Source organism: Rhizobium sp. H4 (assembly GCF_003013335.1).
GTDB lineage: Bacteria > Pseudomonadota > Alphaproteobacteria > Rhizobiales > Rhizobiaceae > Rhizobium > Rhizobium sophoriradicis.
In genome coordinates this window covers 199,320-224,880 of record NZ_PSOW01000009.1, presented here as the reverse complement: position 1 = coordinate 224,880, position 25,561 = coordinate 199,320, and the positions used below count along the sequence as shown (strand labels likewise).

27 protein-coding genes are annotated in these 25,561 nt (G+C 61.8%); 14 read left to right on the top strand and 13 right to left on the bottom strand.

The genetic code is table 11. From position 1 onward, the window contains the following. Positions 1 to 21: 21 nt before the first annotated feature. The 10 genes from C4N04_RS16215 to C4N04_RS16170 form a co-directional block, all read right to left on the bottom strand. Positions 22 to 783: an ABC transporter ATP-binding protein gene (locus tag C4N04_RS16215; RefSeq protein WP_106796515.1), complete on the bottom strand. Its 762-nt coding sequence runs from the start codon at positions 781 to 783 to the stop codon at positions 22 to 24. Beyond that, positions 780 to 1,820: an iron chelate uptake ABC transporter family permease subunit gene (locus tag C4N04_RS16210; protein WP_106796514.1), complete on the bottom strand. Its 1,041-nt coding sequence runs from the start codon at positions 1,818 to 1,820 to the stop codon at positions 780 to 782. Before C4N04_RS16210 ends, C4N04_RS16215 begins: the two co-directional genes overlap by 4 nt. After that, positions 1,817 to 2,842, bottom strand: a complete 1,026-nt coding sequence (locus tag C4N04_RS16205) for an ABC transporter substrate-binding protein (RefSeq protein ID WP_106796550.1) — start codon at positions 2,840 to 2,842, stop codon at positions 1,817 to 1,819. The genes C4N04_RS16210 and C4N04_RS16205 overlap by 4 nt, the downstream gene beginning before the upstream one ends. Positions 2,843 to 3,002: 160 nt before the next feature. Continuing rightward, entirely contained in the window at positions 3,003 to 3,848 is an 846-nt protein-coding gene (locus C4N04_RS16200) for a metal ABC transporter permease (protein WP_077989114.1), read from the bottom strand. Next, entirely contained in the window at positions 3,845 to 4,705 is an 861-nt protein-coding gene (locus C4N04_RS16195) for a metal ABC transporter permease (RefSeq protein ID WP_096763169.1), read from the bottom strand. Before C4N04_RS16195 ends, C4N04_RS16200 begins: the two co-directional genes overlap by 4 nt. Then, positions 4,702 to 5,601 (bottom strand): manganese/iron ABC transporter ATP-binding protein, encoded by a 900-nt coding sequence (locus C4N04_RS16190; protein ID WP_106796513.1) that lies wholly within the window; start codon positions 5,599 to 5,601, stop codon positions 4,702 to 4,704. The genes C4N04_RS16195 and C4N04_RS16190 overlap by 4 nt, the downstream gene beginning before the upstream one ends. Further along, positions 5,598 to 6,515 carry a metal ABC transporter substrate-binding protein gene (locus tag C4N04_RS16185; protein ID WP_106796549.1) on the bottom strand — a complete coding sequence of 306 codons (918 nt, stop codon included), beginning with the start codon at positions 6,513 to 6,515 and terminating at the stop codon, positions 5,598 to 5,600. The genes C4N04_RS16190 and C4N04_RS16185 overlap by 4 nt, the downstream gene beginning before the upstream one ends. A gap of 266 nt (positions 6,516 to 6,781) precedes the next feature. Beyond that, positions 6,782 to 7,645 (bottom strand): alpha/beta hydrolase, encoded by an 864-nt coding sequence (locus C4N04_RS16180; RefSeq protein ID WP_106796512.1) that lies wholly within the window; start codon positions 7,643 to 7,645, stop codon positions 6,782 to 6,784. Between the two features lie 2 nt (positions 7,646 to 7,647). Then, on the bottom strand, positions 7,648 to 7,929 hold the full coding sequence (locus C4N04_RS16175) for a hypothetical protein (RefSeq protein ID WP_040112194.1): 282 nt from the start codon (positions 7,927 to 7,929) through the stop codon (positions 7,648 to 7,650). Between the two features lie 26 nt (positions 7,930 to 7,955). Continuing rightward, on the bottom strand, positions 7,956 to 8,420 hold the full coding sequence (locus C4N04_RS16170) for a hypothetical protein (protein WP_179363839.1): 465 nt from the start codon (positions 8,418 to 8,420) through the stop codon (positions 7,956 to 7,958). A gap of 202 nt (positions 8,421 to 8,622) precedes the next feature. On the opposite strand from C4N04_RS16170, the gene C4N04_RS16165 reads away from it, so the two are divergent. Next, positions 8,623 to 14,922 carry a HAMP domain-containing protein gene (locus C4N04_RS16165; RefSeq protein ID WP_106796511.1) on the top strand — a complete coding sequence of 2,100 codons (6,300 nt, stop codon included), beginning with the start codon at positions 8,623 to 8,625 and terminating at the stop codon, positions 14,920 to 14,922. A 10-nt stretch (positions 14,923 to 14,932) separates the two neighbouring features. Next, positions 14,933 to 16,606 carry a response regulator gene (locus C4N04_RS16160; RefSeq protein WP_106796510.1) on the top strand — a complete coding sequence of 558 codons (1,674 nt, stop codon included), beginning with the start codon at positions 14,933 to 14,935 and terminating at the stop codon, positions 16,604 to 16,606. Here C4N04_RS16160 and C4N04_RS16155 read toward each other — a convergent pair. Together C4N04_RS16155 and C4N04_RS16150 are read right to left on the bottom strand one after the other, a co-directional pair. Further along, positions 16,542 to 16,988, bottom strand: a complete 447-nt coding sequence (locus C4N04_RS16155) for a type II toxin-antitoxin system RelE/ParE family toxin (protein WP_106796509.1) — start codon at positions 16,986 to 16,988, stop codon at positions 16,542 to 16,544. The two genes, C4N04_RS16160 and C4N04_RS16155, sit on opposite strands and share 65 nt — an antisense overlap. Further along, positions 16,988 to 17,269: a type II toxin-antitoxin system ParD family antitoxin gene (locus C4N04_RS16150; RefSeq protein WP_040112189.1), complete on the bottom strand. Its 282-nt coding sequence runs from the start codon at positions 17,267 to 17,269 to the stop codon at positions 16,988 to 16,990. Before C4N04_RS16150 ends, C4N04_RS16155 begins: the two co-directional genes overlap by 1 nt. Positions 17,270 to 17,441: 172 nt before the next feature. Here C4N04_RS16150 and treZ point away from each other — a divergent pair, with 172 nt between their 5' ends. From treZ to C4N04_RS16095, 12 genes are all read left to right on the top strand, one after another. Beyond that, on the top strand, positions 17,442 to 19,220 hold the full coding sequence (gene treZ, locus C4N04_RS16145; protein ID WP_106796508.1) for a malto-oligosyltrehalose trehalohydrolase: 1,779 nt from the start codon (positions 17,442 to 17,444) through the stop codon (positions 19,218 to 19,220). Positions 19,221 to 19,233: 13 nt separating this feature from the next. Then, entirely contained in the window at positions 19,234 to 21,141 is a 1,908-nt protein-coding gene (malQ, locus tag C4N04_RS16140; RefSeq protein ID WP_106796507.1) for a 4-alpha-glucanotransferase, read from the top strand. 17 nt (positions 21,142 to 21,158) lie between these two features. Then, positions 21,159 to 21,359, top strand: a complete 201-nt coding sequence (locus C4N04_RS16135) for a hypothetical protein (protein WP_009994205.1) — start codon at positions 21,159 to 21,161, stop codon at positions 21,357 to 21,359. A gap of 99 nt (positions 21,360 to 21,458) precedes the next feature. Beyond that, complete coding sequence (locus C4N04_RS16130) at positions 21,459 to 21,674, top strand: hypothetical protein (RefSeq protein ID WP_040141785.1); 216 nt, start codon at positions 21,459 to 21,461, stop codon at positions 21,672 to 21,674. Between the two features lie 11 nt (positions 21,675 to 21,685). Then, complete coding sequence (locus C4N04_RS16125; RefSeq protein WP_040112185.1) at positions 21,686 to 21,868, top strand: hypothetical protein; 183 nt, start codon at positions 21,686 to 21,688, stop codon at positions 21,866 to 21,868. A 9-nt stretch (positions 21,869 to 21,877) separates the two neighbouring features. Beyond that, positions 21,878 to 22,066: a hypothetical protein gene (locus tag C4N04_RS16120; protein ID WP_040112184.1), complete on the top strand. Its 189-nt coding sequence runs from the start codon at positions 21,878 to 21,880 to the stop codon at positions 22,064 to 22,066. Between the two features lie 80 nt (positions 22,067 to 22,146). Next, positions 22,147 to 22,308, top strand: coding sequence for a hypothetical protein (locus C4N04_RS31850; RefSeq protein WP_167482290.1), 162 nt, complete (start codon positions 22,147 to 22,149; stop codon positions 22,306 to 22,308). A 134-nt stretch (positions 22,309 to 22,442) separates the two neighbouring features. Continuing rightward, positions 22,443 to 22,847 carry a hypothetical protein gene (locus C4N04_RS16115; protein ID WP_106796506.1) on the top strand — a complete coding sequence of 135 codons (405 nt, stop codon included), beginning with the start codon at positions 22,443 to 22,445 and terminating at the stop codon, positions 22,845 to 22,847. 254 nt (positions 22,848 to 23,101) lie between these two features. Beyond that, complete coding sequence (locus C4N04_RS32170) at positions 23,102 to 23,332, top strand: hypothetical protein (RefSeq protein WP_040112537.1); 231 nt, start codon at positions 23,102 to 23,104, stop codon at positions 23,330 to 23,332. A 99-nt stretch (positions 23,333 to 23,431) separates the two neighbouring features. Then, positions 23,432 to 23,695 (top strand): hypothetical protein, encoded by a 264-nt coding sequence (locus C4N04_RS32165; protein ID WP_009989019.1) that lies wholly within the window; start codon positions 23,432 to 23,434, stop codon positions 23,693 to 23,695. A 128-nt stretch (positions 23,696 to 23,823) separates the two neighbouring features. Further along, positions 23,824 to 24,327 (top strand): hypothetical protein, encoded by a 504-nt coding sequence (locus C4N04_RS16100; protein ID WP_106796505.1) that lies wholly within the window; start codon positions 23,824 to 23,826, stop codon positions 24,325 to 24,327. A gap of 130 nt (positions 24,328 to 24,457) precedes the next feature. Continuing rightward, positions 24,458 to 24,709, top strand: a complete 252-nt coding sequence (locus tag C4N04_RS16095; protein WP_077989123.1) for a hypothetical protein — start codon at positions 24,458 to 24,460, stop codon at positions 24,707 to 24,709. 77 nt (positions 24,710 to 24,786) lie between these two features. On the opposite strand, the gene C4N04_RS16090 is transcribed toward C4N04_RS16095, so the two are convergent. Continuing rightward, complete coding sequence (locus tag C4N04_RS16090; RefSeq protein ID WP_040112179.1) at positions 24,787 to 25,515, bottom strand: endonuclease/exonuclease/phosphatase family protein; 729 nt, start codon at positions 25,513 to 25,515, stop codon at positions 24,787 to 24,789. Between the last annotated feature and the right edge of the window lie 46 nt (positions 25,516 to 25,561).

The following is a 25,561-nucleotide window of genomic DNA, read 5'->3' as shown; positions in this document are numbered from 1 at the left end:
CGTCGCGCGGCTCCGGCCACCTCACCTGAGGTAGTGGATGTGCGGGCGCGAATGATAGGGGGAGGCCTCGACGCGGGCGTCGATGGAAAAGACGTCGCGCAACAGGCTTTCGCTCAGCACTTCCTCAGGCGCGCCGGAGGCGACGATCCTGCCGTGCTGCATGATGATCAGCTCGTCACAGAACATGGCGGCATGGTTGAGATCGTGCAGGGCGACGATGCTGGTGATCGGCAGGCCGGAGACGAGCCGCATCAGGCCGATCTGGTGCTGGATGTCGAGATGGTTGGTCGGTTCGTCGAGGATCAGCTCCTGCGGTGATTGGGCGAGCGCCCTGGCGATGTGGGTGCGCTGCTTTTCGCCGCCCGACAGGCTCTGCCAGCGATCGTCGCGCTTCTCCGCCATGCCGGCGCGGGTGAGCGCTGCCTCGACCGCTTCTTCGTCGGCCTTCGTCCAGCCCGAGAACATGGAGCGGTGCGGAAACCTTCCGAGCTTGACGACGTCGATGACCTTCAGATTAGCATTGGTCGTCGCATGCTGCTCGACAAAGGCAATGCGCCGGGCGATCGAACGGCGGCCGATCTTTCCAATATCGTTCCGGTCAAGCGTGACGCTGCCGGAATGCGGCTGCCGCAGGCCGGCGAGAAGCCGCAGCAACGAGGTTTTGCCGGAACCGTTCGGCCCCAGCAGGCCCAGCATCCTGCCCGGCTGCGCCTCCAGCGATACGCCGTCGACGATGGTCTTCCTACCAATTTTCCAGGTGAGGTTGTCGGCCTTGATGCTCATGATGCGCGCTGGAACCGATAGAGGATGATCGAGAAGAAGGGAACGCCGACGAGCGCGGTGACCACGCCGATCGGCAGGATTTGACCGGGAATGAGGGCGCGCGCGGCAATATCGGCGAACATCATGAAGATCGCTCCCGCGATCGCGCAGGCCGGCAGGAGGCGGATATGCAGCGGCCCGACGACGAAGCGGGCGACATGCGGCACGACAAGGCCGACGAAACCGATCGAGCCGACCATGCTGACGATCGTCGCCGTCATCATCGCCGTCAGCGCAAAGAGCACCATGCGCGCACGGCCGACATTGACGCCGAGCGAGGAGGCTGCCTCGTCGCCGAAAGCGAAAGCGTCGAGCACGCGGGCGTAGAGCACACAGGCGGCGAGGCCGAGGCCGACGACGATCGAGACCAGCGCGAACTCCGGCCAGCGCACGCCGCCGAAACTGCCGAGCAGCCAGAACATGACGTCGCGGGCCTGCTGCGCATTGGCCGAGGTCGTGACGATATAGGAGGTCGAGGCGTTAAAGAGCTGCGAAGCGGCGACACCGGCAAGGATGGTGCGGTCGGCGCCGCCACGCGTGCCGTTCGAGAGCAGCGCCACGAAGAAAAAGGCGGCGAATGCGCCGGCAAAGGCGCCCAGTGACAGCGACACCGCGCCGGAGCCGATGCCGAGAATGACGATTGCGACGGCCCCGGTGGAGGCGCCAGCCGAGATGCCGAGCACATAGGGTTCGGCAAGCGGATTGCGCAACAACGACTGCATGACGGCGCCCGACAGCGCCAGCCCCGCACCGCAGAAAGCGGCGACGAGCGCGCGGCTCAGCCGATAATCCCAGATCACCGTCTCATGGATGCGGTTCAGTTCGACGGTGGTCCAGCCAAGCCGGTTGGTGACGGCCGAAAATGTAGTGGCGAGTGGGATCGGCAGGTCGCCGATCCCGACGCTGACGCCGATAGCGACAGCGATAAGGCAGAGGGAGGCCAGGAGCAGCGCGACGGCTGCTCCCAACTGCCGGAAGAGGCGGTCCGCTTCGGTCACTTCAAGAGACCGAGGGCCTTCAACTGCTCGGCCACCTGCTCGGCGCCGTAGATCGTGCGGATGGTCGGGTTCATCGCCTGGCCGTCCATGACGACGAGCGCCTTGTTCTTGACCGCCGGGATTTGGCTGACGGCCGGATCGCTGTTCAGGAACTTGATCTTGGCTTCAGGCTTGTCGAGCTCCCAGCGGTTGCGGTCGAGGCTGGCGACAACGATCACGTCGGGATTGGCGGAGATGATGCCCTCCCAGCCGACGGTCGGCCACTCCGCTTCCGCTGTTATAGCATTATGTCCGCCGAGCAGGTCGGCGATGAAGCCGGAGGCGCCGTTCTTGCCGCCGACATAGGCATCGGCAGACGGGCTGGGGCTCGAAAACCAGAAGACGTAGGAAACGTTCTTGCCGTCCTTGGAAACGCTGGAGCGGAGCTTGGCCTCACGCGCCTTGAAATCGGCGATCAGCGCCTGGCCGCGATCGGCGACGTTAAAGATCTGCGAGAGCTCGTCGATCTCCTTGTAGAGAAGATCCATGTTCCAGAGTTCGGCGCGGCTGCCGTACTGGTCCTTGACGTCCTTGGTGCTGAGGCAGGTGCTGGGCGAGAGATAGGTGGCGACGCCGACTTTGTCGAAATCATCGCGCTTGGCGATCTTGCTGTTTGGCCCGACCAGGCTCGGCAGCGCCACCGCGACGAAATCGGGGTTTTCGGCAAGCATCGATTCGAACGTCGGCATCTCGACGGTCAGGAGCTTCACCTTGGCATTGGCTTCGGCAAGCTGCGGCAGGACCTTGCTCGGCCAGAAGGCGGTGCCCACCATCTTGTCCTGAAGGCCGAGCAGCAGCAGGATTTCCGCGCTGTTCTGGCCGAGGCCGATGGCCCGCTCGGGCGCCTTCTTGAAGGTCACCTCAGCGCCGCAGTTTTCAAGCGTCAGCGGGTAGGTCGTCGAACCCGCCAGCGATGGGGTTGCGGCAAGGCCGATAAGGGCGGAGAGGCCGCAGGCGGCCAGAAGCGATTTGAGGTTGGTCACGAAGAAATCCCCGGTGCGTGAGTATATGCGGCCGCGGTATAGCCTCAGGAGAAGCAAGGAAACAAGACCGAATAAATCAACTTATCGCAAAATCGACAGCACCGATGCGGTGGGCACCCTTCATTCCGGAGACCGGCGGTGGTTCAGCGACGACTGCTGCTCAGCTCGCCTCTCTGGTTTCGATCTGCGCGGCCTTGCGCGTGGCATGGAGGAAGGCTCCAATGAAGGCGACAGCGAACAGGAGAACGATGGTCGGGGCCGGCGCGCTGTCGATAAAGAAGGACAGATAGACGCCGGCAAAAGCCGTGATCACCGCGATTGCGACCGACACAGCGAGCATCGTGCTGAAGCGGCGCGTCAGCAGATAGGCGATGGCGCCCGGTGCGATCAGCAGCGAGATGGCGAGAATGATCCCGACCGAGCGAAGCGCTGCCACGATCGTCAGCGAAATAAGGCAGAGCAGGCCGTAATGAAGGAGGTTCACCTTCAGCCCGACCGCTCTTGCCTGCGCCGGATCGAAGGCGTGCAGCAGCAGGTCACGCCATTTGACGGCGATGATGATGGCCGTCAGCGCCGCAATGGCTCCGGTCTCGACGATGTCGCGGAAGCCGATGCCGAGCATATCGCCGAAGAGGATGTGATCGAGATGTACCTCGGACTGGATCTTCACATAAAGGACCAGGCCGAACCCGAACATGCCCGAAAAGACGATGCCCATCACCGTGTCCTGCTTGATACGGCTGTTGTCTTTCAGGAAGCCGGTGGCAAGTGCGCAGACCATCCCCGCCGAAAAAGCGCCGACCGCTAGGGGGAAGCCGACGATATAGGCGATGACCACGCCTGGGAATACGGCATGGCTCATGGCGTCCCCCATGAGTGCCCAGCCCTTGAGCACAAGGAAGCAGGAGAGCAACGCAGTCGGGATGGCGATCAGCACCGAGATGATCAAGGCATTGATCATGAAATCGAACTGGAACGGCGCCAGCAGGACGGTGAGACCGCTCATGGGGATGCCTCCAGAGCTTGCGCGGCTCTGCGCCGGCTTGCCAGCATGCCGTGCTTGGGCGCCAGGAAGAAGGCGGCAAGAAAGATCAGCGTCTGGAGCACGATGATGATGCCGCCGGTCGCGCCGTCGAGGAAATAGCTGACATAGGCGCCGACGAAGCTGGTCGCTGCTCCGATCGCCACAGCGATGACAAGCAGCCGCGGGAAACGATCGGTCAGCAGGTAGGCTGTCGCGCCCGGCGTTACCACCATGCAGATGACCAGAAAGGCGCCGACGGTCTGGAGTGCGGCGACCGTCGAAGCCGACAGCAGCGTGAAGAACATGATCTTCAGCCGCGTCGGATTGATCCCGATCGAACGGGCGTGGGTCTCGTCGAAAAAGACGACCATCAGGTCCTTCCACTTCACCAACAGGATGGCGAGCGAAACAAAGCCGATAACGGCAAGCTGGAGCGTGTCCTCGGGCGTGATTGCAAGGATGTTGCCGAGGACGATCGTCTGGATGTTCACTGCGGTCGGTCTCAGCGACACCATGAACAGGCCAAGCCCGAAGAAGGAGGAGAAGATCAAGCCGATGATGGCGTCTTCCTTCAGCTTGGTGCGCTGGTTGAGGAAGAGCATCGCCGCGGCAGCCAGGCCGCCGGAGAAGAAGGCGCCGATCGAGAAGGGAAGTCCGATCATATAGGCGCCGGCGACCCCCGGCACGATGGAATGCGAGAGTGCGTCGCCGATCAGCGACCAGCCCTTAAGCATGAGGTAACAGGAGAGGAAGGCGCAGACACCGCCGACAAGAGCCGAGACCCACATGGCGTTCAGCATGTAGTCATAGGTGAAAGGTTCGAGAATGGCGGCCATCAGCCCTGCTCTCCGGTTTCGTCCGCCGGGATGGGCGTCGGCAGCTTGCCCTCCCGCAGAACCAGCGGCCGCTCGTCGTCGGTGAGGATGCCGACGGGATATGACTTGCCGCCGGAGCCATTCAAGACGAGATGGCGAAGTACGCCGCCGAAGGCTCTCTCGAGGTTTTCCTGGGTAAAGGTCTCGTCCGTCGGTCCATAGGCCAGGACCGTGCCCTTGATCAGCACCGTGCGGTCGCAGAATTCCGGCACGCTGCCGAGATTGTGGGTCGAGACCAGCATCACGCGACCTTCGTCGCGCAGCGAGCGCAGCAACTTGACGATGGCCTCTTCGGTCTTGACATCGACGCCGGTGAAGGGCTCGTCAAGCAGGATGACCCGGCCGTCCTGCGCCAGCGCACGAGCCAGGAAGACACGCTTCTTCTGGCCACCGGAAAGCTCGCCGATCTGGCGCTTGCGGAATTCGCTCATGTTGACGCGGGCGAGCGCCTTGGACACAGCGTCGTGGTCGGCCGCTTTCGGTATTCGCATCATCCCCATGTGGCCGTAGCGCCCCATCATGACGACGTCTTCGACCAGCACCGGAAAGTTCCAGTCGACCTCTTCCGATTGTGGCACGTAGGCGACGAGATTTTTCCGCAGCGCCTGTTTGACTGGCATGCCGAGCACCGAAATCTCGCCCCTGGCGAGACGCACGAAGCCCATGATCGCCTTGAAAAGCGTCGACTTGCCGGAACCGTTGACGCCGACGAGCGCGGTGATGGTGCCGGTGGGTGTTTGGAAGCTGGCGTCGCGCAGCGCCGTGTGGCCATTGCGATAGGTGACCGTGGCATCCCTTACGAAAATGCCTCCCCCCGCATCCAAGGATGCGGGAGGAACAGAGGAAGCAATCGCGTTCATTGCGACAGGCCTTCGGCAAGACCCTTGACGACAGTGTCGGAGGTGACGCGCAGCAGGTCGATATAGGTCGGCGTGGGACCGTCGGCTTCGCTTAAGGAGTCGACATAGAGCACGCCGCCATAACGGGCGCCGGTTTCGCGGGCGACCTGCCGGGCCGGCTTGTCCGATACCGTGCTCTCGCTGAACACCGCAGGGATCTTATTGGCCCTGACGGCATCGACGACCTTGCGAACCTGTTGCGGCGTGCCCTGCTGATCGGCATTGATCGGCCACAGATAGAGCTCCTTCAAGCCGAAGTCGCGAGCGAGGTAAGAGAAGGCCCCTTCGCTGGATACTAGCCAGCGCTTGTCCTCGGGAATGGTGCCGAGCTTCTCGCGGATCGGCGCGATGGTCGCCTCGATCTCCTTCTTGTAGGCCTCGGCGTTCGCCTTATAGACCTCGGCATTCTTCGGGTCGTATTTGACGAAGGCGTCGCGGATGTTGTCGACATAAATGATTGCGTTCTTCGGCGACATCCAGGCATGCGGATTGGGTTTGCCGCTATAGGGACCTTCGCTGATGCCCATCGGCTCAACGCCGGTGGAGACCACGACGTCGGGAACATCTTTCAGGTTCTGGTAGAATTTCTGAAACCAAAGTTCGAGATTGAGCCCGTTCGACAAGAGGATCTGGGCGCCCTGCGCCCGTCGGATGTCACCGGGCGTCGGCTGATATTCGTGGATCTCAGCGCCGGGCTTGGTGATCGATTCCACGATCGCCGCGTCCCCGGCAACGTTCTTTGCCATGTCGGCAATGACGGTGAAGGTGGTCACCGCTTTGAATTTCTCCTGCGCGGCGGCACCGCCGGCCAACAGGGCGAGCGCGGCGACGGCCACCATCCCGGTTATGACTCTGCGTCTCAGGCAACTAAGCATGAATATTCCCTTCTTTGCTTCATCCATCCTCGCGAGCCATCCCCGGCAATTAAGACTGCCTTGGTGTGTTCGTAAGGCAGAAAAAACGTTCGGCGCGACGGCCGGCAACGAATTTCCCGAGGAAATGCGACGCATATGCAGTTACTGCCGATGAGCCTCTTTTTATCTATTCTGCAATTGCGACTGAATTGCAACAAGGATTTTCGAAAAGAGGCGGCAGACTGTGATGTTAGCGACGATATGAAGCCAACTGACGGGCGGGACCATTAACAAGCTTCAAGAAATGCCCGGATCGCCTGAAAGAGTGCATCCGGATTTTCCTCGGCCACGTGGTGGCCGCTGTCTATCCCGAAACCCCGCACGTCCTCGGCCCAGTTTCGCCAGATGAGGATGGGATCGCCATAGATCTGTTGCAGGTCGTCGCGTAATGACCAGAGGCATAGCGTGGGGCACGTCACTTTTCTGCCGGCATCGCGGTCCTCCCGGTCATGGTGATGATCGATGCTGAGACTGGCGCGATAGTCTTCGATCATACCATGAACGACAGCCGGATCATGAATGACGTCGATGAGATCGTCATAAGCTTCCTCACCCATCAGCCCGGGCGAGAGCTTGTCGTACCATGCCAAGGGATCAGTTGAGATCGCTCGTTCAGGCTTTTTCGGCTGGGCGAAAAAGAACCAGTGGTACCAGTCCCGGGCAAATTTCCAGTCGGCGCGTTCGAGATGCTCGATAACAGGGAGGCCGTCGACGACGATGAGCTTGCGCACGCAGGCGGGATGATCAATCGCCATCCGGAACGCCGTCAGGCTTCCACGATCGTGGCCGACGACGAAGAAGCTTTCGTGCCCCAATCGCCTCATCAGCCCAATGAGTGCGTGAGCCTTGGCGCGCTTGGAGGAATTGCTGCTATCGGGAGTGTCAGGTGGCTGGTAGGAGCGGCCGAAGCCGGGAAGATCGGGACAAACGACCGTGAAGTGCGGTGACAGCAATTCCGCCGTCTTGCCCCATGTCATATGCGTGCGGGGATGCCCGTGGAGGAGAAGAACGGCAGGCCCCGAGCCTCCGTGGCGGACCCGCAGCGAACCCGGGCCGATGTCGACAATGTCGAGGGCAAAGCCGTTAAACATCGTCAGGTCAGTTTTCCCACAGCCTTGGCGTAGTCCGAAAACGTGAAACGTTCGCCTCGCTTGTTTGCCTCATCCGCAAGCATCAGCACACGGATGGGAAATAGGATGGCGGCGCGGTTGGCATCGGACAACTCGTGGTCATCATCGTCCTCAACGGCCTTCCTCGCTTTCGCGAGCGCCGCATTGAGTTCCTGGTGGGTGAGCAGTTCTTTTTCCACGATTGCGTCGCAGATCGACGCCATCGCCATGATCAGGCCCTTGAGCTGCAGGTTGGCGGTATTCATGAGAACTCCAATGAAAGAGGCGTGCTCTAATCCGGTTCAACCGACCGGATCGTGTCGACCGAGACCGTACCCTCGACGATGCCACGTTTGACATCGCGCCTGTTCCGGTCGATCTCGATGACAGTATAGAGCTTGTCATCGCGGAAGGCACTGGCATTGGCCGTCGTCACATCCTCGGCGGGCGCCGCATCCACTTCCATGAAATCGAGTTCGCGCGCCGCGGCGACGATCCTGGCATCACCAGGCGTTCTGGCGGCCACGACGACGATGCCATGGCCGGGGGAATTGTCCCATCTCGGATCATCGGGGGCGGCGATCGGTTCCAGCCGGTAGATGTTGAGCAGTTCATCGCCGGCATCGGCGGAGGCTTCCGCCGCCGCATCCTGCATCTGCGCCTGGCTTTCGACCGATTTTCCAAAGGTGGTCGGGCTGGTGGCGTTGTTGATCTCTTCCTTGCCGGTCCTCGAGACGTTCGACATGTCGCTCTCCATTGTCAGGACCGAAACGACGGTCGGCGGAGAACGGTTCCAGCATGCGCGAAAAACTGCAAAGCCGGCTGCCTGCAGGGCTTTGGGTTTATGCAGCTATTAAGTTCATTTTGAATGATAAATCATGATAAGCTCTACCGGGGATGACCCATACCATTTTTCAAGTTGAGCACTAAATTACCAGTCGTCGAAGAGGGGGACTTTCGTGAGCAACCAAACCAGCGAATTCGCGCGTGACGACGCCGCGGCAGAGAGCCTCATTGGGCCCGACCACAAAACCATGGCGTTCGATGACGCCAGCGCGCTTCTGGAGGTCCTGGTCGCGGTCAGGCGCGGCGATTTCTCCGTGCGGATGCGCTCTGATCTCACCGGCGTCACCGGCAAGATCGCCGACGCCCTCAACGACATTATTGCCGCCAACCAGCGCATGGCCCAGCAGCTCGAACATGTCGGCCAGGTCGTCGGCCGCGACGGGCGAACAAGCACACGGGTGCGCTTCGGCCTTTCCGATGGGTCCTGGTCCGAGATGGAAGGATCGATCAACGGCCTGATCGACGATCTCCTGTGGCCGACGACGGCGGTGACGCGCACGATCACCGCGGTCGCCAAGGGTGACCTGCTGCAGACCGTGCCGCTCGACGTCGACGGCCGGCCGCTCAAGGGCGAATTCCTGCGCTCGGCCGATATCGTCAACACGATGATCAAGCAGCTGAGCGTCTTCACCTCGGAGGTGACACGCGTCGCCCGCGAGGTCGGCACCGACGGAAAACTCGGCGGCCAGGCGCAGGTGTCCGAGGTGACGGGCGTCTGGAAGGACTTGACCGAAAGCGTCAATTCGATGGCGTCGAACCTGACGGCGCAGGTGCGCAACATCGCCGAGGTGACGATCGCCGTTGCCAACGGCGACCTTTCCAAGAAGATCACCGTCGACGTGCGCGGCGAAATCCTGCAGCTGAAGGAAGCGATCAACACCATGGTCGACCAGCTGCGCTCCTTCGCTTCGGAAGTGACGCGTGTGGCCCGCGAGGTCGGCACCGAAGGCAAGCTCGGCGGCCAGGCGCTGGTGCCGGGTGTCGCCGGCACCTGGAAGGATTTGACCGATAGCGTCAATGCCATGTGCGGCAATCTGACGGCCCAGGTGCGCAACATCGCCCAGGTGACAACGGCCGTGGCGCGCGGCGACCTGTCGCGCAAGATCACCGTCGACGTCTCGGGCGAAATCCTGGAGCTCAAGGAAACCATCAACACCATGGTCGATCAGCTCAACGGCTTCGCCGGCGAGGTGACGCGCGTGGCGCGCGAGGTCGGCACCGAGGGCCGGCTCGGCGGCCAGGCGCAGGTGCCTGGAGTCGCCGGCACCTGGAAGGATCTGACCGACAACGTCAATTCCATGGCCTCGAACCTGACGGCGCAGGTGCGCAACATCGCCGAGGTTTCGACCGCCATCGCCAATGGCGACCTGTCGAAGAAGATCACCGTTTCGGTCTCGGGCGAAATCCTCGAGCTGAAGGAAACCATCAATACGATGGTCGACCAGCTGAACGCCTTCGCCTCGGAAGTGACGCGCGTCGCCCGCGAAGTCGGCACGGAAGGCCGGCTCGGCGGCCAGGCCAATGTGCGCGGCGTCGCCGGCACCTGGAAGGATCTGACCGAAAACGTCAACTCGATGGCCGGTAACCTGACGGCGCAGGTGCGCAACATCGCCGAGGTTTCGACCGCGATCGCCAATGGCGACCTGTCGAAAAAGATCACCGTCCCGGTTTCGGGCGAAATCCTCGAGCTGAAGGAAACCATCAACACGATGGTCGACCAGCTGAACGGTTTTGCCGGCGAAGTCACACGTGTGGCGCGCGAGGTCGGCACGGAAGGCCGGCTCGGCGGCCAGGCAAACGTGCGCGGTGTGGCAGGCACCTGGAAGGATCTGACCGACAGCGTCAATTCCATGGCCTCCAACCTCACCGGCCAGGTGCGTAACATTGCCGAAGTCGCGACAGCGGTTGCCCAGGGTGACCTGTCGAAGAAGATTACCGTTCCGGTTTCGGGCGAAATCCTCGAGTTGAAGGAAACCATCAACACGATGGTCGATCAGCTGAACGGCTTTGCCGGCGAGGTCACGCGCGTGGCGCGCGAGGTCGGCACGGAAGGCCGGCTGGGCGGTCAGGCGAACGTGCTCGGCGTCGCCGGCACCTGGAAGGACCTGACCGACAGCGTCAACTCCATGGCCGGCAATCTGACGGCGCAGGTGCGCAACATCGCCGAAGTCTCGACCGCCATCGCCAATGGCGACCTGTCGAAGAAGATCACGGTGTCGGTCTCGGGCGAAATCCTCGAGCTCAAGGAAACGCTGAACACCATGGTGGATCAGCTGAACCGCTTCGCCTCGGAAGTGACGCGTGTCGCCCGCGAAGTCGGCACCGAAGGCAAGCTCGGCGGCCAGGCGCAGGTGCCGGGTGTCGCAGGCACCTGGAAGGATCTGACCGAAAACGTCAATTCCATGGCCTCCAACCTCACCGGCCAGGTCCGCAACATTGCCGAAGTGACGACCGCCGTGGCGCGCGGCGACCTGTCGCGCAAGATCACCGTCGACGTTAAGGGGGAAATCCTCGAGCTGAAGAACACCATCAATACCATGGTGGATCAGCTCAATGCCTTCGCCGGTGAAGTGACGCGTGTGGCGCGCGAAGTCGGCACCGAAGGCAAGCTTGGCGGTCAGGCGCAGGTTTCCGGTGTGGCCGGCACCTGGAAAGATCTGACCGACAGTGTCAACTCGATGGCCGGCAACCTGACTGCACAGGTGCGCAACATCGCCGAGGTGGCGACCGCGATCGCCAATGGCGACTTGTCGCGCAAGATCACCGTCGATGTGCGCGGCGAGATCCTGCTGCTAAAGGACACGCTGAATACTATGGTCGATCAGTTGCGCTCCTTCGCCGGCGAAGTGACGCGTGTGGCCCGTGAAGTCGGCACCGATGGCCGCCTTGGCGGCCAAGCCGTCGTTCCCGGCGTCGCCGGTACGTGGAAGGACCTGACCGACAACGTCAACCTGCTCGCCGCCAATCTGACGACCCAGGTTCGAAACATCGCCGAGGTAACGACGGCCGTGGCGCGCGGCGACCTATCGCGCAAGATTACCGTCGACGTAAAGGGTGAAATCCTCGAGCTTAAGAACACCATCAACACCATGGTGGACCAGCTGAACGCTTTCGCCGGCGAAGTGACGCGCGTCGCCCGCGAGGTCGGCACCGAGGGCAAGCTCGGCGGCCAGGCGCAGGTGCCGGGTGTCGCCGGCACCTGGAAGGACCTGACGGACACCGTCAACGTCATGGCCGCCAACCTCACCGAGCAGGTGCGCGGCATCGTCAAGGTAGTGACGGCGGTGGCGAACGGCGACTTGAAGCAGAACCTCACCGTCGCCTCCAAGGGCGAAGTCGCCGCACTTGCCGAAACCATCAACAACATGACCAACACGCTTGCCACCTTCGCCGACCAGGTGACTACGGTGGCGCGCGAAGTGGGCGTCGAGGGCCGCCTCGGCGGCCAGGCGAACGTGCCGGGCACGGCCGGCACCTGGAAGGATCTGACGGGCAACGTCAACCTGCTCGCCGCCAACTTGACGACGCAGGTGCGCGCCATCGCCGAAGTGGCGACCGCCGTCACCAAGGGTGACCTGACGCGCTCGATCAAGGTCGACGCGCGCGGTGAAGTGGCCGAGCTCAAAGACAACATCAACACGATGATCGACAATTTGCGGCTCACCACCGAGCGCAACACCGAGCAGGACTGGCTGAAGACGAACCTGGCGCGTTTCACCAACATGCTGCAGGGGCAGCGCGACCTGACGCTGGTCGGCAAGATGCTGCTGTCGGAGCTGGCGCCGCTGGTCGGCGCCCATCAGGGCGTCATCTATCAGGTGGATGCCGACGAGAGCCAACCCTTCCTGTCGCTGCTCTCGGTCTATGCGCAAGGGGGCGAGGCGGCGCATCCGCCGCGGCTCGACCTCGGCCAGGGCCTGGTCGGCCAATGCGCGAGCGATGCCCGCCGCATCCTCGTCACCGATCTGCCCGATAATGTCGTACCGATCAGCTCCGGCGTGTTCACCACCCTGCCGAGAAGTGCGATCGTGCTGCCGGTGCATTTCGAGGGGCAGGTGAAGGCGGTTATCGAACTCGCCTCCGCAGGCGAATTCACCGAGCTGCAGCTCTCCTTCCTCGACCAGTTAACGACATCGATCGGCATCGTTCTTAACTCGATCGAAGCGACCATGCAGACCGAAGGCCTGCTCAAGCAATCGCAGCAGCTCGCCGCCGAGCTGCAGACGCAGCAGCGCGAACTGCAGCAGACCAACGAACAGCTCGGGCAGAAGGCGCAGCAGCTCGAGGAACGCAACGTCGAAGTCGAGGCGAAGAACCAGGAGATCGAGCAGGCGCGGCGGGCGCTGGAAGAAAAGGCGGCGGAACTGGCGCTGACCTCGAAATACAAATCCGAATTCCTCGCCAACATGTCGCATGAGCTGCGCACGCCGCTGAACTCCATCCTGATCCTCGGCCAGCAGCTCGGAGAAAACCCCGACGGCAACCTGTCGGGCAAGCAGGTCGAGTTCGCCAAGACGATCCATGGCGCCGGCACCGATCTGCTGAACCTCATCAGCGATATTCTCGATCTTTCCAAGATCGAGTCCGGAACGGTCTCGGTCGATGCCGAGGAGATCTTCGTCAACAACCTGCTCGAAGTGATGGCGCGACCGTTTCGGCACGAAGCGGAAACGCGGAACCTGTCCTTCGAAGTCGAGGTCGGCGCCGACGTTACAAAGAGCATCATCACCGACTCCAAGCGGCTCCAGCAGATCCTCAAGAACCTGTTGTCGAACGCGTTCAAGTTCACCGCGCAGGGCGGCGTGACACTTCGCGTCGCATCGGCAACGAGCGGCTGGTCGTCGGATCACCCCTCGCTCCGGCACGCCCCGTCGGTGATCGCCTTTGAGGTCGTCGATACCGGCATCGGTATTCCGCCGGAAAAACAGCGCATCATCTTCGAGGCGTTCCAGCAGGCGGATGCCTCGACGAGCCGCAAATATGGCGGCACCGGCCTCGGGCTGGCGATCAGCCGCGAACTGGCAAACCTGCTCGGCGGCGAGATCCAGCTGCGCAGCACGCCGGGCGTCGGCAGTATCTTCGTGCTCTACCTGCCGCTGACCTATGTCGGCGCCGGTGCGGTTGCACCCAGGCCTGTTCCGCCGGCGAATGTCGTGGAATTCGCCGAGGCGGCGGCAAGCCGCCGCGCCGAAAAGCCCGCCGAGCACGTCGCAGACGACCGTCACCGGATAGAGGCCGGCGACGCGGTGCTGCTCGTCGTCGAGGACGACGCGCATTACGCCCGCGTCCTGGTCGATCTCGCCCGCGACAACGGGTTCAAGGTGCTGGTGGCGATGCGCGGCAGCGATGCGTTGACGCTCGCGCAGGATTACAAGCCATCGGCGATCTCGCTCGATATCTTCCTGCCCGATATGCTCGGCTGGACGGTGCTGAGCCAACTCAAGCAGAACCCGCAGACGCGGCATATTCCGGTGCAGATCATCAGTCTGGACGAGGATCGGCAGCATGGACTTACGCGCGGCGCTTTCGCCTTCATGAGCAAGCCGACGACGCCCGAAGGCCTCGGCAAGGCGCTGTCGCGCCTGAAGGCCTATGCTGAGCCGCGCCGCAAGCAGTTGCTGCTCGTGGAAGACGATGAGGCGGAGCGCTTGAGCGTCACTGCGCTTCTCGGACATGACGACATCGACATCACCAGCGTCGGCTCCGGATCCGAGGCGCTTGCCGCTTTGCGTCGCAATTCCGCCGACTGCGTGGTGCTCGATCTTTCTCTTCCCGACATGTCGGGCTTCGACGTGCTGGAGCAGATACGCGACGATGTCGAAATCGGCGAGGTGCCGGTGGTCGTCTTCACCGGCAGGGAGCTCTCTGCAGAGGAGGACGCGACGCTCCACAGCATGGCCCGCAGCGTCGTGGTCAAGGGTGTGGAGTCCCCCGAACGGCTTCTCGACGAGACGGCGTTGTTCCTGCACCGGGTCGTCGCCGACCTTCCGGCGGCAAAGCAGGCGACGTTGCGGGAACTGCATAGTTCGGACGAGGATCTCGTCGGCGAGACCGTGCTGCTCGTCGACGACGACGCCCGCAATATCTTCGCCCTCAGCAGCGTGCTGGAGCGCCGCGGCATGCGGGTGCTGACGGCGACGACCGGCAGCGAAGCCATTGACGTCATCAGCAACGAACCCTCGGTTGCGATCGTGCTGATGGACATCATGATGCCCGGGATGGACGGTTACGAGACGATGCAGGTCATCCGCTCGGAGCCCCGCTTCCGGCGGTTGCCGATCCTGGCGCTGACGGCCAAGGCAATGAAGGGCGACAGGGAGAAATGCCTGGAGGCGGGAGCGTCGGATTACCTGGCGAAGCCCGTCAATACCGAGCAGCTGCTGTCGGCGCTGCGCATGTGGCTGCACCGCTGAGGATCCGGCCATGAACCGCGTCAACATCCTTCTCGTCGACGACCAGCCCGCGAAGCTCTTGAGCTACGAGGTCATTCTCGAAGAGCTCGAGGAAAACCTCATCAAGGCGCAATCGGCGCGCGAAGCCTTCGAGCACCTGTTGCGCACCGAAATCGCCGTCATCCTCGTCGACGTCTGCATGCCCGAGCAGGACGGATTCGAGCTCGTCAGCATGATCCGGCAGCATCCACGCTATCAGAATACGCCGATCATCTTCGTCTCCGCCGTCATGCTGGCCGAACCGGACCGGCTGCGCGGCTACGCGGTCGGCGCCGTCGACTACGTCTCCGTTCCGATCGTGCCCGAGGTGCTGAGGGCCAAGGTCAGGGTCTTTGCCGATCTTTACCGGAAAACGCGGGAACTCGAACGCCTGAATGCCGAGCTGGAGGCGAGGGTGCACCAGCGCACCGCCGAGCTCGAAACATCGGCAGCGCAGTTGCGTCAGCTGAATGAAGAACTCGAGCACCGGATCGACCAGCGGACGCGCGAGCGCGAGGAGGCGCTGGCACAGCTCTTCGAAGCGCAGAAGCTCGACACGATCGGTCACCTCACAGGCGGCGTTGCGCACGACTTCAACAATCTTCTCATGGCGGTGCTCGGCAGTCTCAGCCTGCTGAAGAAACGCCTGCCGGCGGATGAGCGCAGCGAACGCCTGGTGACCAACGCCATCCAGGCGGCCGAGCGCGGCACGGCGCTCACTCAGCGCCTGCTCGCCTTCGCCCGCCGTCAGGAGCTGAAGCCGCAGGCAGTCGACTTCCTCAGGCTGTTCGAAAACGTCGAGGATCTGCTCGCCAAGGCCGTGGGGCCGCGCGTCGAGATCCGAAAATGCATCCCGGCGGATCTGGCGCCGCTGTTGGTGGACAGCAACCAGCTGGAGCTGGCGCTGCTCAACCTCTTCGTCAATGCACGCGATGCACTCGAAAGCGGCGGCGCGGTGACAGTCACCGCGGCGGCGGAAGAGGCACGGCCGACCGGTCTTGCGGGCGGGAATTACATCAAGATATCGGTTTCGGACGATGGCGAGGGGATGGACGAGGCGACGGTCCTGCGTGCCGCCGAGCCATTTTTCACCACCAAAGGGATCGGCAAGGGCACCGGTCTCGGCCTGTCGATGGTGCACGGCCTGGCCGCGCAATCGGGCGGCTCGATCCAGATTTCGAGCACGAGAGGGAAGGGCACCACCGTCTCACTCTGGTTGCCCGTCGCCGAGAGCTTCACCGGGGCGCAGCCGGCGGTCGTGCCGACGCCCGCAGAACCGGTGAAGCCGGTGTCGCGATCGCTTGCCATTCTTGTCGTCGACGACGATGCGCTCGTCAGGACCGGAACCGTGGCGATGCTGGAGGACCTCGGACATCTCCCGCGCGAGGCTGCTTCCGCTTCCCAGGCGCTGGAATTCTTCGCCGGCGGAGAGGAGTGCGATCTTGTTATCACCGATCATGCCATGCCGGGCATGACCGGCGCCGAGCTCGCGCGTCACCTTCGTGCAGCCTTCCCCAACCTGCCCGTGATCCTCGCTTCCGGCTATGTCGAGCTTGCCGAAGACCAAGGGCTCGGGCGGATGCTCAGGATGACGAAGCCGTTCACCCAGGAGCAGCTTCAGGCGGCCATGGACGAAGCGCTCCGGGACAAGGTCGCGGCGGCGTGATCGACAAAGCGAGTGGCAGGCGGTTCACCTTGATAGGCGGGCAGCGTGCGATTGTGATAAGTTTAGGACCGCTGCTCTTGCTTTCCTCGCTTTCAAACCGCTGGCCGGCATAGAGGATACGGATGATAACAACCTCAGTGGGCTCGACAACGAACGCTACGCTTACCCGACGCTCAAAGCCCACTATGCGCAAGCCTGGGCGAACATGATCAGGGAGGCTGCCCCGTTCAGGATACATCTCGAACCCACCCACGCAGGTCCTGATGCGGGCCACATATTCGCGGGCGACGGCGGCAGACGCGGATTTCCTACGAACGAAAGCATAGATACGCGCCACATCCAATTCCGCCTCATCGGTGAGGCGGATATGATAGCGCCTCATTAATCTTCTGCCCGATCAATCTCGTCCATGCGGGCTTCAAGGCGCTTCCAGACCTCATCGAGGGGTTTGGCTTTAGTGGGATCGGCCTTATATGCGTCATAGGTTGCCGCAACTTCCGTTCGAAGCCAATGCTCGACAGCATTTTCGCGTTCTTGCAAAGCTCTCAGCCCTTCGCGAATAACTTCGCTTTCTGAGGCGTAATCACCGTTGGACACTCGTTGCTTAACCAGCTTCGCCATTTCCACGGGTAATGTAATGCTCATCTGCTGGGTCGATCGCATCGATTGCACTCCTATCTGTCTGCACCTCAATAACACATGATGGGATGCAATCCTACTCCATCTCAGCCGATTTGCTTCTGACAATCGCAGCTTCTCACGTCTGCTTGCAGACGAAACTTTTTCCTCCCGCAAAAGTTACCCATATCCCGGCCAACCATCAAAGGCGCTCCCCTTGACCAAAACGACGTTCGGCCCCGCCTTCAGCGAAGACGGCATTCTGTTCCGACTCTGGGCTCCGCTGCATGAAAGCGTGTCATTGAGGATCGAAGGCGCGGACCCCCGTCCGATGCAGGCGGATGACGATGGCTGGCATCGCTGCATGGTCGCGGATGCCGGAGCCGGCACGCGCTACCGTTTCCTGCTGCCGGATGGTCTCGAAGTTCCCGATCCGGCCTCGCGCTTCCAGCCGCAGGATGTGCACGGCCCGAGCGAAGTGGTCGATCTTTCCGACTACCGCTGGAAGACCAATGCCTGGACCGGCCGGCCTTGGGAAGAAATGGTCATCTACGAACTGCATATCGGCTGCTTCACAGCGGAGGGAACTTTCAGGGCTGCGATCGAGCGTCTCGACCATCTGCGGGAACTGGGCGTGACGGCGCTGCAGATCATGCCGCTCAGTGAATTCCCGGGCCGCTATAGCTGGGGCTATGACGGCGTGCTTCCCTATGCACCCGACAGCAGCTACGGCCGGCCGGAGGATCTCATGGCGCTTGTGGACGCCGCACACGAGCGTGGCATCTCGGTCTTCCTCGACGCGGTCTACAATCACTTCGGGCCGGACGGAAACTATATTCCGTCCTACGCGCCGCTCTTTACCGATCATCACAAGACACCCTGGGGCAACGGCGTCAATTATGACGGCGACGGCTCCGAGATGATCCGCGAATTCATCATTGAGAACGCCCTCTATTGGATCACCGAGTTCCGGCTCGACGGTTTTCGCTTCGATGCCGTCCATGCCATCAAGGACGACAGCAAGGAACATCTTCTTCATGCGCTCGCCCGTCGTGCCAGGGCAGCGGCCGGCGACAGGCAAGTTCATCTGATCGTCGAGAACGAGGAGAACGACAGCGACCTGCTGCAACGCGATGAGAGCGGCGAGCCGAGACTGTTCACGGCCCAGTGGAACGACGACTTGCACCATGTGCTGCATATCGCTGCGACCGGCGAGACCTTCGGCTATTATGCCGACTACGCCGGTGATGCCGATAAGCTCGGCCGCGCGCTGACGGAAGGCTTCGTGTTCCAGGGCGAGCACATGCCTTATCGCGGCGCGAGCCGGGGCAAGCCGAGCGGCCACCTGCCGCCGACCGCCTTCGTGTCCTTCATTCAGAACCATGACCAAATCGGCAACCGGGCGCTCGGCGACCGCATCATGGCTGCGAGCCCGGCCGATGCCATCAAGGCGGTCACATCAATCTACCTGCTGGGCCCTGAGATCCCGATGCTGTTCATGGGCGAGGAATGGGGCGCCAAAGAGCCCTTTCCATTTTTCTGCGACTTCGACGAGGATCTGAACGACAAAGTCCGGAAAGGCCGGCGCGAGGAGCTGTCGCGCCTGCCGGGCTTCGATGCCGACGAGCTTCTCGACCCGACGGCGCCGTCGACCTTCGCGGCGGCAAAGCTCGACTGGTCGAAGCTCGCCTCCTCCGAGGTCCTCGATTTCTACAGGACGCTTCTCGATCTGCGGCGCCGGAGGATTACTCCCTTGCTGAAAGCCGGTGTCGGAAATGCGTTCTATCATTCGGCCGGCACTGCGGTCGCGGTGGATTGGACGCTTGCCGGCAACCGACGCCTGCACCTCAGTGCCAATCTCGGCAACGAGAGGGCATGGCTTGCCGATCAGGCGGCAGGCGGAGAGATGATCTTCCGCCTCGGAGACAACGCCGACGGCGAGCTGGCGCCCTGGACGGTGATCTGGAGCCTTGGTGAAGCATCAGGGGCCATATGAAAGCGACTGAACCATGAAGCCCGCGGAGCTTGACAGGCTTGCCCAGTGGTACGGCATCAGCCCGACGAGGCCAAGCCCCGACGGTCGGGAGGTGCCGATCTCCAGAGAGACCAAGCGCAAGATATTGTCGGCGCTGAAAGTCGACCTGACGGCAGCCGTTGGTCACAGGCGGGGCAAGGCGCGGCGGGAGCCGAAGCCGGCGGTGGAAAAGATCGCAATGTCATACCTGCCGAGCTTTTTATCCGGCACGCGGATCTGGGGCATCAGCCTGCAGCTCTACGAACTTCGTTCGGCGCGCAACTGGGGCATAGGAGACTTCGAGGACCTGGTCGTGATGGCGGATCTGGCGGGATCGCTCGGTGCCGATTTCGTCGGCCTCAATCCGCTTCATGCGCCGTTCCTTGCCGATCCCGACCGCTGCAGTCCCTATGAGCCGTCGAGCCGCCAGCATCTCAACCCGCTCTATATTGCCGTTGACCGCCTCCCCGGTTTTATCCTGAGTCGAGAGCTCGAAAGGAAGCTGGAGAGGCTTCGCCGGGCCGATCTCGTCGATTATGCGCAGGTGGCTGGGGTCAAGCTTCAGGCGCTGCGGGATCTCTGGCCGGGCTGGCGGGTACGGAGCGCAGTCGACAAGGTTTATGCTCCCGCGGATTTCGACGCCTTCGTGGCGCGAGGCGGCGACGGCCTGCGGCGGCACGCTCTGTTCGAATGCCTGTCACTTTCGATGGTCGAGCGCGGCGCGGGCGCCGGCTGGCAGGCATGGCCCGCAGATTTTCAGCGTGCCGACAGCCCAGCCGTCGCAGAATTCGAGCGCGATCATGAAGATGATGTGCTGTTCCATATGTGGCTGCAATGGCTCGCCCACCGGCAGATGATGCAGGCGGCGGAGCGGGCGCTGAAGGCCGGCATGCGGATCGGGCTCTATCTCGATCTTGCCGTTGGCGAGGCAGTCGACGGCTCCGCGACATGGAGCGAACCAGAGGTCTATATTTCCGAGGCCACCATCGGCAGTCCTCCCGATCCCTTCGCCGTCGACGGGCAGGACTGGCATCTTGCCGGCTATCTGACTTCCAGGATCGCATCGGGGAAAACTTCTCCCTTTCGTCGTATGGTGAGTGCCGCCATGCGCTACGCTGGCGCGATCCGCATCGACCATGCCCCGGCGCTCCGGCGCCTCTTTCTGGTGCCGCTCGGCAGCAGCGCGGCGGGCGGCGGCTATGTGCGCTATCCCCAGGACCGGCTCCTGCAGATCCTTGCCGAGACGTCCGCCGAGCATCGATGCCTCGTCATCGGCGAAGCTTTGGGAATGATCCCTGAAGACCTGCCCGACGATCTGGCGGCGGCCAGAATTCTCTCCTATCGGATCCTCTCCTACGAACAGGACGAAGGCGGTTTCAAGCCGGCGGATGCCTATCCCGTTCTTGCCTTGGCATGCATCTCGACGCACGATCACCAGACCCTGGCCGGCTGGTGGCGCGGCTCCGACATTCAGGACCGGCGCGAGCACGGCATTGTCCCGACCGATCTCACCGAAAAACATCTCGAACATCGCAAGCGCGAGCGGAGAAGCTTGAAGGCGGCACTCCGGGCCGCCGGTCTCGGCCTGCCGCAACGTCTTGACACAAGGGCAAGTCGGGAGGCGCTGAGGGAACTGACCGTCAGCGCCTATCGCTTCATCGCCAGAAGCCCGTCACTCCTCGTCGCGGTTCGCCTTGCCGATCTCACAGACGAAAAAAGTCCGACCAATATTCCGGGCACCAGCGACAGCTATCCGAATTGGAAGCCGAAGCTGTCGGTTTCGCTCGAGGACCTGATGTCGAACCCACTCGTCAAGCGTGTGACGGCGGCGATGCGCGAGGAAAGGCCGCAAAATCGTATGGCAAGGGAACGAATAGGAAGCCGGCGGATTCTGAATAGATAGAGAAAGGGATCGCCGAAATGAGTTCCAAGAAACAACTGGTCGAAGTCGCGGTGGATACCGAAGAAGGGCGTGTCCCTCTCGGCATCATGAACGCCAAGCAGGCGCTCGAGCTTCCCGATGATCTCGATGTTGAAGTATCGCATCCCGATCACGAGCCGGGCAGCACCGATGTTTTCATCCAGAAGGACGAGTTGCGACGGCATCTCGACGAACGCTAGAGCCAGTTGGCCAAGCGGCGCATCGTCGCGTCATTTACCCTCGATCCCGGAACCTCGGCCGATCTGCATTGTTTGATACGATGAATTAAGGAGAACGTCATGGCACATGCCGACCGGAAACATATCGGCGCTGGCGCAAAGGGAAAAGGTGATGGCAGCGGCGCCATGACCGACCTTAACGAAGAGCAGCTTCCCGAAAACAAGGTCCTGTCGAACCGCGATAAAACGCAACACTCCAAGGAGCGCGGTCTGGACGGCAAGACCATTCAGACCGAGCAATATATGGATCACAGTTCCAACCGAGACCCTGACTGAGGAGAGGCGCGATGAGCAGCAGGCTACCTCCAATTCCAGCGGGCAACGTCAGCAGCAAGGGTGCAGGCAAGCCGCTGAAGACCAAAGCAGAAGACGCCGCAATGGCAAGCGGCGGCGAAGACCCGGATAAGAAGGGTCAGCAAGGCAACAGCAAGATCAATACCAGCCATCAGGGCCATCAGCAGGATCGCTAGGAGGCATCGATGTCCACATCCAAGAAGAGCGCCGCGACCATCCGCCAGGGCGGCCCGGGGGCTTCGCATGAGAATGCCAAGGCTCCGCTCGACATTCCGAAGCCGGCGGCGGAGCCGGACAAGCGCACGCAAAGCAAGGTCTCCGGCGGTGGCGGCGAGCATGATCGCCATCATGGCCACGACCCGCAGCGGAAGTGAGGGGCAGACATAGCGGCGGAACCTGACCAGTCGAAAGATGGTCCGTCGTTTCACATGATCAACATGATGGAAAACAGACCATGACGACCGCATTCATCCTTGTTGCATTGGCTCTCATCGTTATCTACGCCGGCCCGACATTGCTGTTTATCTGCGTCGGTTATGCCGACTACATGATGGAGCGGCGCAGACACTTGTTGGCTTTGAAGCACGCGGTAAGGCGTCGCAGCGACAAGTTTTAGGCGTCCGACAACATCATTGCCGGCGCAAGCGCTAGGCAGACTGCGCGTGTCGCGACATGCGCTGTCAATCGATCATCAAAGCAGTTCTCGTGGAGGACCGCGAGGTCGGAACGTTGATTTAAGGAGATGTGAAAATGCCGCGGCGCAAGAGCAGTGAGACAAATCTCGAAACCAGCGGAGCCAAGATCGGCGAACCGGTGCCGAAAGCCATTATCGACGTCAACACCGCATCCGTCGGCATCCCCCGCCAGCCCGAAGAGGACCTGCGAGCAGAACTGAGCTCGCTGCGGAAACAGATTGGCATGCTCCAGCAGCAGGTCCTGCGCGCTGGGCGATTGGCGAAGGACCGCGCCGGAAAAGCGATCCATCAGACCGAAGCAGTGGTCAAACACCATCCGCTTTCAACGGTTTTGCTCGTGGCTGCTGTCGCGGGTGTGTTCGCCTTTTCCTCATATCACGTCTCCTCGCCGCGTCGTCGCGAGCCATCCGCCTTGCGAGATATTAGAGACTTCTACGACAGGATGCGCGAGCGGATCTGACAAGATTTCAGGATTGTAAGCATCGCGATTTTGCCCGACGCTGCACTGATTGCCTGACTTTCGCAGCAACTCGATGTCTAAGTGGCTGTTCCGAAATGGTTTTCCTATCACGGATCGGCATGTCACGCCGATGTCACGCGACCGTGGAGGTAATATGTGCTTGATTGGGCGTTCGGCGCTTCCGATTTCCAGGCCGGGTGACCTGGAACTAGGAAAATGAGGGGCAGGGGCGCTATTATCGTTGGGGCATGGCGATGACTTTGGAGACCTCCGGGCAGATATCAGAGCCCGACGAATTCGTATTTCCGGTTCACACCCGGACGATCGCGCAGATACGCTATGATATTCTTGGGCAAGTCATGACGGTCGTCTATCATGACGGCCGCTCGCGCACCTCTACCGGCATACAGGGCCCGGCGATGTTGAGAATCCTCGCCCAGCGTCCACTGGAGCGCTCGCCGTTTCTGTTGCGAACGGTCATCTGATAAAGAAATCGGCGCATCCGCAGCTAAATCGTGCTCATGGTGCATCCATTTCCTGGGAACTGCGTTCATCCTCGATAGCCAGTCTATGGAGGGAAGACGATGACCTTTCCACGGCCGAAAGCCGAAGCCCCCGCTCAGCGCTTCGAAGAAGCGCGCGCTGCTGCACGCGACGCTTTGGAAAAACTGATTGCAGCCGCCAATGAAGCCGGATGGGGGACCGAGGAAATCTCGGTCGCATTCGTCGAGGCCGCACGGTTTTTGAGCGAAGCCAACAGAAAAGATCCCGATCCTGCCGACGATCCCATCATCAGCGACGTTCCAGGCAAGCGGGAGCAGATTGGACATGGCGAGCTTTTTGATTAGAGCAAATCCAGCAGAAGCTTGCAGCTTTTTCGGCAACGAAAGCATAGGCCCCGTAGCGGCCACGTCGGCGGGTGGGATCAATTCGAGCCATCGGGCGTTCTGCGGTGAGGAAACACGGGAGACGCATCATGTTCAAGAACGAATCTGGCACGGGCGCGGACGATAGGCTAGACGACGCCGGCATCCCGCTGGCAAACAGAGAAGAGGCGGACATCAATCCTGACCTCCTCAGACGCGAGGGTTTTGCGAGCGAGGCCGAATACCGCGCCTACCTCGCCACGCTTGGCCAAGAGATTCCGTTCGACGCCTATGTGGTGGAAACCGTCGAGATCTCCGAAGGGCATGTTCTGGAAGGCCGTCTGCGGGAGTTGCGGGAAGAGCTCGAAAACCTCCAGGCCCGTCTGCACGTGATCAGGCGACAGGCCGCGACCGTCTTGACCGAAAATGTCCGCTGGGCCGATGCCAGCGCCCATGCGCAACTCGGTGACCGGCCATGGCTCAAGCTGGCCGGCGCGATGGCGGCGGCCTTCGTCGTTACCAGGGGTCTCCGGCGATTGCCTCTCGGGACTGTGGCGACTACGGCGCTGCCCCTGGCCGCCGCCGCGATCAACCGGAAGCTCGCCAGAAATTGATGTCCGAAGGCCAGAGCATGATGCCGAAAAGTGTGAGCGGTTTTCGGATGACATCCTGTTCTAGGCTGAAAGAGCGCCATCTTCTCGCCGAAGTGTTTGTGCCATCTTACTGTCTGGAAGGGAGATGAACATGGCTGGACATGACGACCGCTATGTCGAGATCACGACGCGTCTTCGCTCGATGCGGTCGTTCTGCGACTTCCTCTCACAGGGTGGAACCGTCCGCGTCGCCTTGTCGGACGGTGGACCCTACAAGGACGTCACCGCCATTCTGCTGGAGCGGAATCGCCGGGAGGCGGAAGCGCTCGCCCGCACCCGCAGGCAGCTTTATCCCGACCTCGCAGACGAAGATGTGACGCCGCCACTCTACAGCCGTCACTGACCTTCCTCAAGCAGCGGCCACGCTACGTCTGTCCGTTTCCTCCAGCTGGAACTGATCAATCAGTTGCAGAAGTGTCCTCAAGCAAAACTGATTTCGGCAAAGAGAGGGAGATGGTCCGAGGCGACCCTCGTCAGCCGATTTTGCAGGACAGTGGCTCTTTTGACGACCAGGTCGTCGGTGACGAAAATGTGGTCGAGGCGCATCAGCGGGTAGCGGGAGGGAAAGGTCGCTCTTGGTGCGGCCTTGCCTCCAAGCAGGGCGTCCTTCAATGACCGCGTGGCAAGCCGGTACGTCGCCGATGACGGAATGGCATTGAAATCGCCGCAGAGAATGCAGGGAAGAGGTTCGTCCTTGGTGCCGCGCAGCCAGCCCGAATTCAAGAGCGTCGTCATCTGCCGGATGCGGTCGCGCCCGCGAAGGCCGAGATGAGTGTTGACGACCAGCAGCTTCCTGTCGCCGACCAGGACTTCGACCGAAAGCGCGCCGCGCTGTTCGCCGATCGATGGCAGCGGACCGGCCTTGACCGCAGCGGTCGGCAGCGCCGTGATGATCGCATCGCCATACTGTTCTTCGGCAACCGATAGCGCCGGATGAAAATGAGCCTGCATCTTCAGCAGCGAGGCGATGAGGTGGGCCTGATCGACGCCGCCGGTCCTCCGTCTCAGAACATCGACCTCCTGCAGAGCGATGATATCGGCTCCAGCCTCGGCGATGACCGAGGCGATGCGGCCGGGGTCGAGCTTCCGGTCGTTGCCGATGCAGCTGTGCACGTTATAGGTCAGGAGTTTGATCGATTTATCCGGCATAGACCCGCTCAAGCTGGTCTCCCCACAAGAGACAGGACTCGTACTC

Bases quoted from the DNA above. Each gene is read 5' to 3' on its own strand.
- C4N04_RS16215 (WP_106796515.1), bottom strand. From the start codon at position 783: ATGAGCATCAAGGCCGACAACCTCACCTGGAAAATTGGTAGGAAGACC.
- C4N04_RS16200 (WP_077989114.1), bottom strand. From the start codon at position 3,848: ATGAGCGGTCTCACCGTCCTGCTGGCGCCGTTCCAGTTCGATTTCATG.
- C4N04_RS16190 (WP_106796513.1), bottom strand. From the start codon at position 5,601: ATGAACGCGATTGCTTCCTCTGTTCCTCCCGCATCCTTGGATGCGGGG.
- C4N04_RS16185 (WP_106796549.1), bottom strand. From the start codon at position 6,515: ATGCTTAGTTGCCTGAGACGCAGAGTCATAACCGGGATGGTGGCCGTC.
- C4N04_RS16180 (WP_106796512.1), bottom strand. From the start codon at position 7,645: ATGTTTAACGGCTTTGCCCTCGACATTGTCGACATCGGCCCGGGTTCG.
- C4N04_RS16175 (WP_040112194.1), bottom strand. From the start codon at position 7,929: ATGAATACCGCCAACCTGCAGCTCAAGGGCCTGATCATGGCGATGGCG.
- C4N04_RS16170 (WP_179363839.1), bottom strand. From the start codon at position 8,420: ATGGAGAGCGACATGTCGAACGTCTCGAGGACCGGCAAGGAAGAGATC.
- C4N04_RS16160 (WP_106796510.1), top strand. From the start codon at position 14,933: ATGAACCGCGTCAACATCCTTCTCGTCGACGACCAGCCCGCGAAGCTC.
- C4N04_RS16155 (WP_106796509.1), bottom strand. From the start codon at position 16,988: ATGAGGCGCTATCATATCCGCCTCACCGATGAGGCGGAATTGGATGTG.
- C4N04_RS16150 (WP_040112189.1), bottom strand. From the start codon at position 17,269: ATGCGATCGACCCAGCAGATGAGCATTACATTACCCGTGGAAATGGCG.
- malQ (WP_106796507.1), top strand. From the start codon at position 19,234: ATGAAGCCCGCGGAGCTTGACAGGCTTGCCCAGTGGTACGGCATCAGC.
- C4N04_RS16135 (WP_009994205.1), top strand. From the start codon at position 21,159: ATGAGTTCCAAGAAACAACTGGTCGAAGTCGCGGTGGATACCGAAGAA.
- C4N04_RS16130 (WP_040141785.1), top strand. From the start codon at position 21,459: ATGGCACATGCCGACCGGAAACATATCGGCGCTGGCGCAAAGGGAAAA.
- C4N04_RS16125 (WP_040112185.1), top strand. From the start codon at position 21,686: ATGAGCAGCAGGCTACCTCCAATTCCAGCGGGCAACGTCAGCAGCAAG.
- C4N04_RS16120 (WP_040112184.1), top strand. From the start codon at position 21,878: ATGTCCACATCCAAGAAGAGCGCCGCGACCATCCGCCAGGGCGGCCCG.
- C4N04_RS31850 (WP_167482290.1), top strand. From the start codon at position 22,147: ATGACGACCGCATTCATCCTTGTTGCATTGGCTCTCATCGTTATCTAC.
- C4N04_RS16115 (WP_106796506.1), top strand. From the start codon at position 22,443: ATGCCGCGGCGCAAGAGCAGTGAGACAAATCTCGAAACCAGCGGAGCC.
- C4N04_RS32170 (WP_040112537.1), top strand. From the start codon at position 23,102: ATGACTTTGGAGACCTCCGGGCAGATATCAGAGCCCGACGAATTCGTA.
- C4N04_RS32165 (WP_009989019.1), top strand. From the start codon at position 23,432: ATGACCTTTCCACGGCCGAAAGCCGAAGCCCCCGCTCAGCGCTTCGAA.
- C4N04_RS16100 (WP_106796505.1), top strand. From the start codon at position 23,824: ATGTTCAAGAACGAATCTGGCACGGGCGCGGACGATAGGCTAGACGAC.
- C4N04_RS16095 (WP_077989123.1), top strand. From the start codon at position 24,458: ATGGCTGGACATGACGACCGCTATGTCGAGATCACGACGCGTCTTCGC.
- C4N04_RS16090 (WP_040112179.1), bottom strand. From the start codon at position 25,515: ATGCCGGATAAATCGATCAAACTCCTGACCTATAACGTGCACAGCTGC.